The sequence below is a fragment of the Calothrix sp. NIES-2098 genome (assembly GCF_963875125.1).
Lineage (GTDB): Bacteria > Cyanobacteriota > Cyanobacteriia > Cyanobacteriales > Nostocaceae > Aulosira.
The window spans coordinates 2,259,925-2,273,360 of sequence record NZ_CAWNKJ010000001.1 but is presented as its reverse complement, the minus strand read 5'-3'; the positions used below and the strand labels follow the sequence as shown (position 1 = coordinate 2,273,360).

Annotated in this window: 12 protein-coding genes; 2 read left to right on the top strand and 10 right to left on the bottom strand. The window is 38.4% G+C overall.

What is annotated here, in order from left to right:
* Position 1: 1 nt before the first annotated feature.
* The 9 genes from AACU33_RS09565 to AACU33_RS09525 all read right to left on the bottom strand — a co-directional run bounded on the left by AACU33_RS09565 (position 2) and on the right by AACU33_RS09525 (position 9,070).
* Positions 2-778, bottom strand: a complete 777-nt coding sequence (locus tag AACU33_RS09565; RefSeq protein WP_096588287.1) for a hypothetical protein — start codon at positions 776-778, stop codon at positions 2-4.
* A 290-nt stretch (positions 779-1,068) separates the two neighbouring features.
* Positions 1,069-1,659 carry a flavodoxin family protein gene (locus AACU33_RS09560; RefSeq protein ID WP_096588286.1) on the bottom strand — a complete coding sequence of 197 codons (591 nt, stop codon included), beginning with the start codon at positions 1,657-1,659 and terminating at the stop codon, positions 1,069-1,071.
* Positions 1,660-1,739: 80 nt separating this feature from the next.
* The gene (locus AACU33_RS09555; protein WP_096588285.1) at positions 1,740-3,014 is read right to left on the bottom strand and encodes an ATP-grasp domain-containing protein; all 1,275 of its coding nucleotides are present in this window, start codon (positions 3,012-3,014) and stop codon (positions 1,740-1,742) included.
* 477 nt (positions 3,015-3,491) lie between these two features.
* Positions 3,492-4,547 (bottom strand): 3-deoxy-7-phosphoheptulonate synthase, encoded by a 1,056-nt coding sequence (gene aroF / locus AACU33_RS09550; RefSeq protein WP_096588284.1) that lies wholly within the window; start codon positions 4,545-4,547, stop codon positions 3,492-3,494.
* 368 nt (positions 4,548-4,915) lie between these two features.
* Positions 4,916-5,386, bottom strand: a complete 471-nt coding sequence (locus AACU33_RS09545) for a PAM68 family protein (RefSeq protein WP_096588283.1) — start codon at positions 5,384-5,386, stop codon at positions 4,916-4,918.
* An 11-nt stretch (positions 5,387-5,397) separates the two neighbouring features.
* Positions 5,398-5,667 carry a 30S ribosomal protein S15 gene (gene rpsO / locus AACU33_RS09540; protein WP_086768429.1) on the bottom strand — a complete coding sequence of 90 codons (270 nt, stop codon included), beginning with the start codon at positions 5,665-5,667 and terminating at the stop codon, positions 5,398-5,400.
* Positions 5,668-5,757: 90 nt separating this feature from the next.
* Positions 5,758-7,425 (bottom strand): alpha-amylase family glycosyl hydrolase, encoded by a 1,668-nt coding sequence (locus AACU33_RS09535; protein ID WP_096588282.1) that lies wholly within the window; start codon positions 7,423-7,425, stop codon positions 5,758-5,760.
* A gap of 252 nt (positions 7,426-7,677) precedes the next feature.
* On the bottom strand, positions 7,678-8,532 hold the full coding sequence (locus tag AACU33_RS09530) for a cyanophycinase (RefSeq protein WP_096588281.1): 855 nt from the start codon (positions 8,530-8,532) through the stop codon (positions 7,678-7,680).
* Between the two features lie 334 nt (positions 8,533-8,866).
* Positions 8,867-9,070, bottom strand: coding sequence for a hypothetical protein (locus tag AACU33_RS09525; RefSeq protein ID WP_096588280.1), 204 nt, complete (start codon positions 9,068-9,070; stop codon positions 8,867-8,869).
* A 311-nt stretch (positions 9,071-9,381) separates the two neighbouring features.
* Here AACU33_RS09525 and AACU33_RS09520 point away from each other — a divergent pair, with 311 nt between their 5' ends.
* Entirely contained in the window at positions 9,382-11,292 is a 1,911-nt protein-coding gene (locus AACU33_RS09520) for an ATP-binding protein (RefSeq protein WP_096588279.1), read from the top strand.
* A gap of 346 nt (positions 11,293-11,638) precedes the next feature.
* Positions 11,639-12,151 carry a GNAT family N-acetyltransferase gene (locus AACU33_RS09515; protein WP_096588278.1) on the top strand — a complete coding sequence of 171 codons (513 nt, stop codon included), beginning with the start codon at positions 11,639-11,641 and terminating at the stop codon, positions 12,149-12,151.
* 172 nt (positions 12,152-12,323) lie between these two features.
* Here the strand turns inward: AACU33_RS09515 and AACU33_RS09510 are convergent, their stop codons facing one another.
* Positions 12,324-13,367, bottom strand: coding sequence for a 3-deoxy-7-phosphoheptulonate synthase (locus AACU33_RS09510; RefSeq protein WP_096588277.1), 1,044 nt, complete (start codon positions 13,365-13,367; stop codon positions 12,324-12,326).
* Between the last annotated feature and the right edge of the window lie 69 nt (positions 13,368-13,436).

Here is a 13,436-nt window from a genome sequence, read left to right as displayed (position 1 = left end):
TTTAATTAAAGTAAATAGGAATTTTCTTGGAACTAAACATATTCAGGAAATTCACAAATTCATGTTTACACTCTTCAAAATCTTCATTAGATGACAAAATAGGCTTTCTCGGAGTATAAAAATAATTTAAAATTTCTCCATTATCTAAAAGTTTTGTAGCAAAAAACATTATGGGAGTATGGGATAATTGAGCAAATTTCAATAAATTAGAAGAAAGAATAACAGAATCACTCCCAAAATATCTATCAATCATACATAGAATTACTTTACCTGACAGCAGTTGTTTTTTGGCATTTATCAATGCATAAGGCGAAGGCTTAATTGTGGAATAGTCAGCAGGTTCAGCATCCCATTCAATTCTGTCAGGCTGTGAATGGCCAATTATTGCATAAGGAATTTTAGATGCTTGGATAGTGTAAAATATACTCCGATTAAGTGGAAAATGAACGCTACAAATAATTACCTTATTATTTTTTTGATATATATTTAATAAATTGTCTATACCTTTATCCTTTATTTTTAGGTTTAAATTGTCTATATTTTTCTTATACAGGCTAGATAATATTTTTTTAAAAAATACTTCAGTTGTGTTTGTTAGAGGACAGATATTATGAATTTTAATGCCAAAAAATAAAGCAAATATTTTTAATTTATATAATCGACTAAATAGTTTAGATAACAACCAAGAACATATATAAATTTTCTGTTGAGGAATCAATCTAGAAAATAGATGTGTCGTATATTGCCTGAGATATGGTGCAAGGATATTTGTAGACATTTCTAATTAAGTACATACTTATTAAACCAGGTATTTAATTTAACTACAATATGAATTTTAGGAAAATTAGTAATAACACCGAAAAATCAGCGACTTGGGAGCTAGTCTACGGTAAGGGTTAGTAATAATACTGAGATTAATGTAAAAATACCCGGATCGGCTCTTTTGATATTTGAGAAATTGTTAAGAATTCTAGGTAATTGAACTATATAGCAGCTAGCGATCGAGGGTATTACTGATTGCGGTAATACCCTTAATTATGGTGATGAGCTTATTTAGTACTGAATCTTCTACTTAACCCAACGTTTAGTTGCCTCTGCAATACGTTGACCAAAGCGTTCTGAGGTGAGGCGATCGCCTTCATCCAACACTGCTGGGTTGCCACTCATATCTAGTGGACTTTGACCAAGCACACCCAGAAATCCTCCCAATCGATTTACGCCATCATCCTTACCAAACAAAAAGCTTTGCAAGTCTCCCACATTTACCCAAATCATCCCGTGCTGGGCTGCGTTTGTCGCTAAATATAAAAGCGTTCCCTGCTTATCGCCACTGGGAGAGCTAGAGTGCGTAAAACCAGCAGCAATCTTGTCTTTCCAGCCATGTCTAAACCAAACTGAGCTTGCTGCATCAATAAAAGCCTTAAACTGAGCCGCAATCCCACCCATATAGGTAGGCGAACCAAAAACGATCGCATCTGCCTGGTTAAGCTTTTCGAGAATGCCATCATCTTGCCAGCGACCATTCACAATCTGTTCGCCAGTAATCCGCAGTAGTTCGACAGTTGTATCATCAACTTGGCTAGCACCTTTGGCAACAGCTTCAGCCATTAGGTGAGTATGACCTGCACCAGAGAAGTAGACGATCGCAATAGTAGGCATAATGAAACCTTGGTTAATTTAACTACAAATTACCGAGGAATATCATAGAGACTACTTGCTCGTAAGTAAAGAAAAGTCATTTAACTAAGCCAGTGCAATCCCTTCTTTTGTAAGTTCTGCTCAATCTGCTGCATTTCCGCAAATGTTTCGCCAGTAACGATCCCGTAAATTTCGGTATAGATTTTTCCGTATTTGACTTTCTCTAAAGCCGAGAGAATAATTAAATCTTTGCGATCCAGTTCGGGTTTTAGAGTTGTTAACACAGAGTCTAATGTCCCATTCATGCGGTAGTCACTGGAATATTTAGCCACTTCCTTTCCCAGTCCTAGTAGGGTATGACGCTGCAAACATAACGGTGTTGAGCCATTAACTCGGAAATTGGCATCAATTGTATAAAGCTGTCCATCTTGGTTTTCTAGCACATCAAAGCCAATCACGCCGAAATAGCCTTGCTCATGAGCATACTTACCAATAGTGGCAATCATCTCAAAGAACTTACTCATGTCTGTTTCCCGGTAATGAATTAGTCCGCCTAAATAATTGCCTTCTGAAGTGACAAGTTGAGTTGTAGTCCCGATGAGCGTTATTTCTCCCGTCTTGCTGACATAGAACTGGACGCAATAGTTCTGTACCGCATTTTTAATGAACTCAGAAACAATAATCCAATCGAGTAATTTAATATCGAGATATTTTTTTATTTCTTCCCAGCAGTATTTTAAATCGCTCGTGCTTTTGATAATATAAGTACCTTCTCCTGAAAGTCCATGAGAAGTTTTAATTAAATAAGGAAATTGCTCTGGTAACTGAATGTCTTCAAGACTGACATTGTGAAGATTGTAGCTCTTATATTTCGGACATTCTACCCCTAGTTCAGCTAGCGTCACTTTACTTAGTAAATGGTAGTGAGTATTGGGAGCGATCGCGTGTTTTTCATATCGTAGATTATCAAAAGGAAATAGCGTGATAATTTTATCAAAGCGATCGCTCTGGCTCAGTTCTTCTAAATAAACAGAGCAATCAAACATCTTCATATTGCTGTAGCTAAAGCCAAAATGCTCTCGCCAGTAGTTAAGCAATAAGTTGTGCGGTGGAATTATAACAATTCCCGGAAGAACTTCGCCTAGCACAGCCAAATTTTTCCAAGGTTCCTTTTGGCAAATCTTATCGAAAGATGTTTTTGTAGACTCGCTACTACCATCTTGAATATAGTATTTTTTCGTATTGGGATAAGCTGCCCACTTAGCAGTCGCTGGGTAATTTGGGATAAATGCATAACTTGCATCTAAGAGATCGCGAGCAAATAAATCTGATAAAGAACTTCCTTTAAAGTAATGAAAGTTGTATTTCTGATTCATAAAAAATCTGTTTTTTAAAAGAAATTTTTGTGTTTAATAACTAGCATTACATTAACCTAACAGCCGCTAATTAGCTGCAATATAAATATGCAATAATAGCTGCAATTTATAGCTAAAACTATTATCTATAAATGTTTTAATCGCTTTGAAAAGCACTTGATAAACTTTGATTCCTAATTAAATTAACAATAAATGCTAACCTTTATTTAAACTTCTACTATAGGAAGAAGTTTCTCTATATCAAAGGTTTTATTTTTACAGCAGTTTGCGACTTCTTGAAGTAGAGATTATTGTAAACACACAACAGTTTTTCCCACTTGCGTAGGTTATATAGTTATCAAACTTTTTTGAAATGTGCATCTTCTCGCCTTCGTCAAACTATAGACAAAACTAGATGCACACAGATAAATATCTGTGTGCAGCCGTAGTTATTTTTTTGCTAATTCAGCTTTGATAAACACAAATGACTAATAACATCTAAGCTACAGCAACTGCTGTTTGCCAACGTCCTACAGCCTTACCAACTACTGCTAATTCTTGCATTAAGCGGTCAAAAGCATCTGGTGTGAGAGATTGAGGGCCATCTGATAAAGCTTTTTTCGGGTTGGGGTGAACCTCAATCATGAGAGAATCTGTACCAGCTGCGATCGCGGCCATTGCCATTGAAGGCACAAACTCAGACCAACCCGTACCATGACTGGGGTCAATCATAATTGGTAGGTGAGTTAGCTTGCGTAAAACTGGCACTACCGATAAATCCAAGGTGTTGCGAGTGTACTGACGGTCAAAAGTGCGAATACCGCGCTCGCATAAAACTACATTAGGGTTTCCCGCAGCCAAAATATACTCAGCAGCCATCAACCAATCTTCAATGGTAGCTGCCATTCCTCGCTTCAACAGCACTGGTTTTGATTGCGCTCCCACTTTTTTAAGTAGAGAGAAATTCTGCATGTTTCTGGCACCTACCTGAATCATATCGGCAACTTCGGCGATTTTATCCAGGTCGGCGGCGTCCATAACTTCTGTAATTACACCTAATCCGCTGACTTCCCTAGCTTTTGCCAATAAATCCAAAGCACTCTCGCCGTGTCCCTGGAAAGCATAAGGTGAAGTTCGGGGTTTGTATGCACCACCGCGCAAAAACTTTGCTCCCGATGCTTTGACGCGCTGGGCTGTCTCGATAATCATTTCCTCATTTTCGACAGAGCAGGGGCCAGCAACCACTACTACTGGATGATGTTCGCCAAATACAACAGACCCATCAGGAGTGTTAACCAGCACCTCAGAAGCTTCACCGTGACGGTACTGACGACTAGCCCGTTTATAAGGCAACTCTACACGCAAAACTTGCTCAATCCAAGGGCTAACTTCTTGAATTTGTAGCGGGTCTAAATCAGCAGTCTCGCCTACTAAACCAATAACTACTTTGTGCTTCCCAACAATTTTTTCCGGTGTCAGCCCCCAGCTAGTTAATTCTTCGCTAATACGATTGATTTCTACTTCTGGGGAACCGATTTTCATTACGACAATCATAATTAAATTCCCTATTACTTAACTTGCTAATTAAGGGGCGTAACCTTACTAAAAATTATTAAAACTACAAAGAATTCAGGATTCAGAATCAAGAAGACAGAATTGCTAGTGAATTCTAACTCCTCGGTGCTGAATGATTCTTCACCAACAGGTTTGAGTCCCTCACTAATTAATTCTGTATTCTGTAACTGAATTATGCATTCTTCTCTAAAGAAATATAGCGCTCAGTGGTTCTGCTACTGAAGATTGAGGGTATAAAATAATCATAAATTTTTTAATTGGCAATGTTGAAGTTATTAAATTTCAACTTCAACATTCACGCTAAAATTTACCCAACATTACAGCCTTCTGATAACTGAGCGCCAAAATTAAACTTTCTTTTGCCGAGTTTCACGCCAAACGTCCACCATGCGTCCCCAATTGGTGCCGAATTCAGCCAAACCCAGCCAATTGCCAACTCTGTTTTCATCCCAAGAGGCAGAGAGAACGCCATAGGTTATCCCCAATACACCCAACCCAAACAATCCCATGTTTACCAATAACACGGCAATTGGAGCTATTCTGATGTCGGTATAGACGTTCAGCAGATAGCTGGCAACCAAAGTAGAAATGCCCAAAGCTGTTGGTATACCACAGAATGCGGCTACTCGCCGAATCATCCGTTGACTAACCACTTTTGGGATTGCCATTTCCTCTTTGGTATAGGGTGGCTGCTTGGTTGTCTGTCCGCCAGATTCCTTTGATGGTGCTGGTGGTTGAGATTTGGCTTTTGTTGGTTTTTGGCGCTTCTTATTCGGTTCAAAAGGTAAGCGGCTGCGTTCAGATTCTTCAGCAGACATAAGCGGTATCCTTAACCACGAATTCCCAGACGAGCAATCAAGGCTTGATATTTTTCTCGGCTTTCTTGCTGAACATAGGAGAGAAGACGCTTGCGATGACCAATTAGCTTCAACAAGCCTCGGCGAGAAGAATGGTCTTTCTTGTTTGCTTGCAGATGTTCGCTGAGACGATTAATCCGTTCAGTGAGCATAGCAATTTGGACATCGGCAGAGCCGGTATCAGTTTCGTGAACTTGATAGCTGGAAATGAGTTCTTGTTTGCGCTGTTGCGTCAGAGCCATGATCGATTCAATTTCTAGTTTCTAAATTTATGCAGCAGTCTCTAATAATATCACAGCCCTCAAGCTGTGGGGTGAAAGAACTTTACTGCACTAAGAAACGAATATTTTGGCTGTGTAGGGTTGTATGTCAGTTACCAAACCATCTTTCCTAGGTTCGACTTGAGTGTTTGCAAACCAATCTTGCCAATGTTCTCCAGTGGGAAAGTTGGGAATTTGATAATCTTTGAGATCGCGATCGCAGAAGTTTACCACAACCACCACTTGAGAACCTCGCTCGTCCCAACGAACGTATGCTAGGAGTTTCGCCTGTGGATCTTCGTGGAAAAACTCTATATTCTCACTTTGCAGGGCTGGATTGTGTTTACGTAGGAGGATGAGTTTTCTGTAATACTCAAATAAATCTTGATTTTCGGGATGTTCTAGCAATGGCCAAGCGATTTTTTTTGGCTGATTAACGTTTTGGCTTTTGCGTTTGTGTTCGCCAAACTCTTCACCCATCCACAACATTGGGATACCCATTGCTGTCATTAACAGCACAGCAGCTAACTTAGCGCGTGTAAATGCTGCTTCATCAAAGATACCTTTGTTACCTAATTCTCTAAATAAACGTTCGCGATCGTGAGTTGCTAGGTAATTAATAACATTCGTACCAGTTTTATAACCCTGCTGTCTGGGGTCTAAAACCTGCTTGAGATGCTCTATTTCAAATTTCTCACCACAAATATGTGGGATGACAAAGTAGTGAAAACTTTCATGCCAGCAAGCATCTAGCGGCCCCTGTGGTGTTGTAATTTTGCTGGTATCAGGAATATGTTCGGCAATATTATAAAACGGTTTAGGTGCAGTATTTTTTTTGGCTTGCATAGCTAACCAATGCAAAAATTCAAAGTTCGCTAACTGGCGCACTGCATCAAAGCGAATACCATCAATGTGATACTCCTGCACCCAAAAACGCACTACATCTCCGACGTATTTCCAAGAAGGTTTAACATCTAATTGTTCGTCATATTTATCGTAATTAAACTCTGGCCCCCAATAATTCGCCGGGTCTTCCGGGTAGTGCATGTGTTCGTAGTACCAGTAATTTCTGTCAATCAACATTAACGGGCATTCTTCATCAGTATGGTTATAAATTCCATCCATGAAAACCCGAATACCTCTATGATGACACTCATCAATTAACCGCTTTAAATCTTCTGTTGAGCCATAACTAGATTCTGTTGCGAAAAAATGACGTACTTTATAGCCCCAGCTATAGTCGCCAGGATACTCATTAACGGGCATTAATTCAACTGCATTAATTCCTAATTCTTGAAGATAATCTAACTTTTCAATAGCATCTAAATATGTGCCGCGTTTTTCACTATCAATATCGCCACCAGTAAAATCGGCAACGTGCATTTCATATATTATTAATGCTTCATTTTCTGGTAGAGGTATATCATCGTATTGCCAACTATAACTATCAACAATTCGTTGACCGTTTTTAATGTTTACCAAGCCAAGTTTTTGTTGCTCATCAACATCGGTGGCATAAGGGTCGATAACTTCTATCCATTCATCAGGTTCAAAATTAGGACTTTGAGTTTGTACGCGGAATTTATATTGATAAATACCATCTTCTAAATTTATTTGCGTCCGAAAATAACCATCCTCGGTTTTCTCCATTGGTGTTTCCTGCCAGTCAGAGAAGGAACCGATTAACGCAGCTTTCTTATTACGAGGTGCAAACAAGTTAAATTCGATAACACCAGACATTTTGATTCCTGATATCCATTTTTAAATTAGCCAAAATAAATTTTGCAGTAAAGACTTTAAGTTGCAACAATTGCAATAAAGTCCTTACTACAATTTTTTATTTGGATGTAAAGTTAATGTTATTAATCTCCCAAACTCCCGATCGAAAGATTTTTTAATTCCTGATAAGTTAATTGGGAGACCAGCAAAAGATAAACATTACTAAAGGATTAATATTCACTTTCCAGTTAATTCATCTGCATCTACTAACAGTTAGACATTTCCTGAACCAACGGGTACAGATGAATCTGCTACTGAGGCATTATGCAGGATAGGCTTGCGGGTTTCGAGATCGAATTTATAACCATTTGGCAAGATGTGAAGTTTAGCTCCGAAAATAGCTAAAGGTTCATCCTTCAAAATTTCGTCAATATTGTTGTGTGTTGCGTCTGATTCATCAACAATTGTGACTGCACCTTCACCAACAACTTCAATTTGGTTATCAGTAACAACCATAGCGGTATTCTCATCAATACCAAATCCTAAGTCAGCGGGTTCTTGTAACAAAGCAGAAATTAAGCGTCCAAGACGACCGCGTTGTGAAAAATGTTGATCGATAATTACTCCTGGTAAAAAGCCCATACCAGGGCCAATATCGACAATTTCAATTCGCGGATTTGTTTCAGAATCACCTTCTACAATCATTGTGTCAGGCATGACGGCAGCACCCGCACTTGTACCTGCGACAACGACACCTTCAGCAAATCGCTTGTGAATAGCTTCATCAAGTTGAGTGTCTTTGAGAATGCTAGTAATGCGGGCTTGGTCGCCTCCTGTAAAAAATATTCCAGTTGCATCATTCACTGCTGCTAAAGCAGTTGATGAAGCTGCATCTTCACGAGTTTCGGTATCAACTATCCGAACTTTCTCTGCTCCTAACCTTTCAAAGACTCTAATATAATTTTCTCCTACTTCTCTTGGAAGTTCTGTTGCTGCTGTCATAATGACGATATGAGCCTTCGTACCTCCTGCACGTCGCAGAAACTCTCGCAGGATTTGACAATCTCCCTCTTTATCTTCAGCTCCACCAATTATCACTAGCTGGCGTTTAATATTGGTCGTCACCATGATCTCACCTAAAATTTTTATGTAAGTATTTTCAATAAAGCATGACAATTACAACTATAAAATCATCCATTTGGTAGATTAAATAATTAAATTTTAAATAGAGATTTATACACTGAATTTATAATACGTTAATTAAATTTTGTTTCAATTAATTGTTAGTTTACTTGTTCTAATATATTTATAAGCCTCTTGCATATTTTTTGAGAGGCTTATAAATTTGCTCTTGACAATCTACTTGATTTAGAAAATCGAAAAAATGTAGAAAGTGATTGCTTGCTAATAAATTTTTAACAAAAAATTGCAGATTTATTCAAAGTTGTTTGTTTCTAATTTTCTAATGCACTTGACTTCTGTAAAGCAAGTTGACTAAAAAAAGCCGAGCTTGTTCTAGTGGCAAATGTCTAGGTTTACCCTGATAAACAATTTGGTACTCATCGCTATCTGGTCCATCTCCATGACCAGAAATAAGTTTGAGGTGAAATGCTCGATCGGCAAGTTGCCGAACTTCATTTCTCAAAGAAAGTTGTGCGCTGTTCATACTTTGCTATCTCTGAATATGCGTATTTTAGATATATAGGAATTGTGAGGCGATCGCACCTTTCAAAGGTTATATTTTTTATGGGTAGTATCGAGTGTAAAAAGATATTGGTTTGATTATGCCCTTAGATAGCTGAAAAACTTTGTCAGGAGAGTTAAGCTGTCTCAGTGAGGGTTGAGTTTTATACTCTGATTTCATCGCCAAGCGATCGCTCCCCAAGCAATAACAAGAATTAATCGATCGTAGATAGGTCTGGGTAAACGCAACTAAGCGTCCGGACTTCAGGGTGTCTAGCTAGAGGTTTATGATCAATGCTTCAAGAAAAAAGCACCGATGCAGTCCGCATCAATGCCAGAAAAACCGACGTATTCGATATTTTCCACTTCAAGCATTACATGGGGCCAAATCCCTATTTGGAAGTAGGGGCTTTAGTATTTGATTTTGTGTTGACAGAGTATAGAAAACCTCTGCCCATTGAGGATTATGTTGCCATTATTAGCGATCGCTATCCCAATTTAGGCAATCAAGAATACGAATCCTACACCCATCTGTTTGCCCAAACTCTATCAGAGGTAGGAAAATTGGAAATGGGCTTACACCTAACCCGTTGGAGTGTACAACCAAATTCCGATTCTGTGCGTATTGCTATTCAATCGCTTCACGAACGCACAACTAGAGGGGTAGTGTACTTTGTTTGGGATTGGTTTGAGGCTATTAACCGCGATGCAGACTTTTTGTTTGAAGATGAGCTAGCACGGTTACAAAATAAATTTAGGCAATCTGTTTACGGTGGCCCCACAGTCTACTCCTTATTGCGCACAGCATACGAAAAAGGTATTCCCACTTTTTATTTGTGGGAAGAAGGACTGATGCAATACGGTTTTGGGAAAAAACATATTCGCGGTATTGCAACTACATTTGACTGTGATAGCCATATAGATTCAGACTTTACCACTCGCAAAGATGACTGCAAGGCTTTCTTAAAAACCTTGGGTTTCCCCGTACCTGAGGGTGATATCGTGATTTCTGAAAAAGAAGCCCTAGCAGTAGCCAGAGAAATTGGCTATCCCGTAGCAGTTAAGCCTGTAGTCGGCCACAAAGGCATTGGTGTGACAGCCGAGGTACAAGATTCTGAAGAACTAGAATCTGCTTATGGTAGGGCGCTGGCTGCAATTCCTGACGAACAACCTACCCGCATAATTGTCGAGAAAAGTATATCTGGGGCAGATTTTCGCTTGCTTTGCGTCAATGGTAAATTTGTCGCCGCCACAGAACGGCGTCCTGCATCGGTTGTGGGTGATGGCTACTCCACTATTGATGAGTTAATTCGCCAAGAAAACCGCAAACCTGCGCGTTGGGATACTCCCACTTCTCCAATGAGTAAAATCCAGCGCGATGAAGCAATGGAATTGTACTTAAAAGAACAGCGTTTGACATTAGATAGCGTCATTGAAAAAGACCGCACCGTTTATCTTCGCAAAGTAGCGAATCTTTCCGCTGGCGGTATCAGCATTAATGCAACCCACACAGTTCATCATGACAACATCATTTTGGCGCAGGATATTGCCCAACACTTCCGATTAACTTGTCTGGGTATTGATGTTATTACTAAAAGCCTGGCTGAATCTTGGAAATCTGGTAACTTCGCCATTTTAGAAATCAACGCCGCACCCGGAATTTTAATGCATCTTAACCCGGCAGTTGGTGATAGTGTGGATGTACCTTCTCATATCTTAGGAACCTTTTTTGAATCAGGTACAGAGGCTAGAATCCCAATCATTACCTTTAATAAAATCTCAGTTCAAGAGTTGCAAGAAACGATAGACCATATCCTGTTGCAACATCCTGAGTGGACAATAGGCGCTGTTTGTCATGATGGCGTTTTTGTGAATCGGTCGAAAAAAGTTTTGAGCAAAGATTACAACAGCAATGTGCAAAGTTTGTTGCGTAATCCCAAACTTGATTTACTAATTGCCGAATACGAAGATGAGATTTTAGAAAATTGTGGAATGTTTTATCACGGTAGTAATATGGTGGTTCTCGATAATCCCACCGAGATTGAGATGATGCTAGTACGAGATGTATTAGATGGTTCTACTGTCGTGATTAAGAAAGGAGAAAGTGTTTCTATTAGCCGTAAAGGGTTAATTGAAGAATACACCTTGGGAGAAGATGAACCATTTACAAGGGTTTATTTGAAAGAAGTTGGCACAATTTTGTGAGGTAGATAAATAGGCAATCTCAGCTTTTTAACTAATTAATGCATCAACCTCCTCAAGTTCATTTAACTGGGGAGGTTAATTAATAGTTTATAGCAGTAGGTTACGCAAACTTAACTTTTGCGGCTTTTTTCTGCTGCAAAATAGCTGTTTAAAGCTTCAAAGGCAGTAATGCTCTTATGCCTTCCAAAATGCGATCGCAAACGAGTAATTGAGCATATAAAGCAGGAAGAGACTGGTTTTCTGGGTTTTAGCATCCGTACCTTAGAGTGTTGGTTGTCCAAGTATTATGGGAAGACTATATGTAAAGTATTATTTTCGTTTCGGACAAAACCTACTGTAAAGTTTTATGGATGTACAGATTCGTTTATCAAAACCTGAAGATTTAGAGAATATTTTGAAACTACAGGCTGAGTCACTTAGCGCATTATCACCAAATTATAATTTAAGCCAGATTAAGTCTTTGATAAAAAGTCAAAGATTAGCAAGATTACAGCTAAATGAGATCGTAGTTGTAGCAGAATATCAAAATGAAATCATTGGATTTGCATGTCTTCTAAATCAGCAATCCAGGATAGGTGGTATATATGTTCATCCAAATTTTGTGCGTCAAGGTATAGGCACACAAATACTTAGCTTTATCGAAGAAATAGCTATACAAAATAAATATAAAGTCATTGATGTAATATCATCTTTGTCATCGGTAAAATTTTATCAAGCAAATGGTTATCAGATAATTGGTGAATCCGGTTTTTATTGTGAAAATAATGTTTGGATAGATTGTGTAAATTTAGATAAGCAATTAATCAATTTAACAGAAATTGAGAAGTGGTGTCTTTGGTTGAAAAGATTATTCTTCTAAATTTTCTTTAAATAAAAAACTAAATAAATAGATAGAACCTACTTGGATGTTCTATTTTCATCATTTTTAACTATTAATTTATGTAACAGCGATCGCATATTCAAAAGCCACTAGAGAAATTGGATTTATACATCCAATTTCATTGGTGGCTCTGTTCTAGGTAACACTAAAATTACTTAAGTTTTTCGTAAGCTGCCAAAATAATTCTTTCTGTTTCCTCCCAACCAATGCACTTATCTGTCACGGATACACCATATTTCAACTCATCTTTTTGGCAATTAACTGATTGATTACCTTCATATAAATTCGATTCCAGCATCATGCCGACAATCGATGTATTTCCATCAACTACTTGTTGAATTACGTTTTCCAAAACAGATGCTTGTAACTTGTAGTCTTTATTTGTATTGCCATGACTACAGTCTATTACAATTCTTGGTGGTAAATTCGCTTCTTTTAACTTCTCTTCTACCAAGCGAACATTTTCAGCATCGAAATTGGGTTGATTACCACCCCTTAAAATAACATGACCGTAGGCATTGCCTCTAGTTTGAAATACGCTGACCTGCCCATCTTGATTAATGCCAAGAAAATTGTGAGGAGTTCTAGCAGATTGTAGAGCATTTAAGGCTACTTGGATATTACCATCAGTACCATTTTTAAAACCTACAGGCATGGAAAGTCCACTCGCCATTTCTCGGTGAGTTTGTGATTCGGTGGTGCGTGCGCCAATGGCAGACCAGGCAATCAGTTCGCTAATGTATTGAGGTATGATTGGATCGAGTGCTTCTGTAGCCGCAGGTAAGCCCATTTCGGCAATTTGTAACAGTAAGCTACGGGCAATTAATAAACCATTTTCTACATGAAAAGAATCATCCATTTCTGGATCGTTAATTAATCCTTTCCATCCTACTGTTGTTCTGGGTTTTTCAAAATATACCCGCATTACCAAGAGTAATCTATCTTGGACTTTCTCTGCTAAAAGTTTTAGTCTTTGTGAATATTCGATCGCTGCTTTTGGATCGTGAATTGAACAAGGCCCAACAACGATAAATTTTCTTCTATCTTGAAAGTCTAGAATTTGTTCTAGTTCTTCCCTATATTTTAGAACTGTCTGTTCAGCTAATTTAGTTAATGGTACTTTTGCTTTTACTTCGTTGGGAGTTAATAAGACGTGAGAATTCTCAATGTTGGCATCGAATAATGTGTGGCGCATGGAGCAGATCATGTGATTTATGCTACTGTATTGAGGCTTAAAAATTATACACACTTTCTAGTACAAAAT